This window comes from Aminobacter sp. P4_D5 (assembly GCF_056401815.1).
On record NZ_JBFUIP010000839.1, the window covers coordinates 1 to 657 of the forward strand.

Consider the following 657-nt stretch of genomic DNA (forward strand, 5'->3'; position numbering starts at 1 on the left):
CTCCCGCCTCATGCCGGAGATCCCCGCGGATACGCTTCTGCCCGCGCTGCGCCTGCCGGCCGAAGCGGCGCGGCTGCTCGCGTTGGTGGAGGCGGCTCTGGGTCTCGACGGGGCACCGGAGCCGAAGCCCGAGTCGCCGCCCGGATTTCCGCCACCCTCCGGGGCCGAGATGGACGCCGCGCTGCGTGCGCTGGCGACCTCGAACCTCGCTTCCTTCCTGCGGCGGCAGACCGTGTGGCAGCTGGCTTCGGGGGACGGGCAGGCACGACCGGTCTGGGCTGAGCTGCGTCCGCATATGCCGGACGTCGCGTCAGCCCTGCTGCCCGGCCGCTCCCTGGCCACGACACCCGGCTATGCGCGTCGGTTCCGCCACGCCGCGGAGCGCCGGATGCTGGCGAATCTCGCCCGGCCGCAGGAGGCGCGGGCCCTGGGCGAGGTGTGCCTCCCGCTTGGCCTGGGCGCCGTGACGGAGATCGAGTTCCTGCGGCTCGATGCCGTGCTGGGGCCGCGGGGGCGGGGACATCTGGTGGTCTGCGTGCCGGTCGAGGAGTTGCTTGCCGATCCCGAAGGCTTCGCGCTGGTGCGCGACCTGTCGCAGCGGCGCGGCTGGCGGCTCGGGCTGGACGAGATGGAGCCGGCGCTGCTGCCGCTGATACC

The 657-nt window shown here is 74.1% G+C and carries 1 protein-coding gene; it reads left to right on the forward strand.

The features are described 5' to 3' along the window. The coding region (locus AC1DWF_RS35310; RefSeq protein ID WP_476843119.1) for a hypothetical protein at window positions 1-657 on the forward strand (657 nt) is incomplete at both ends.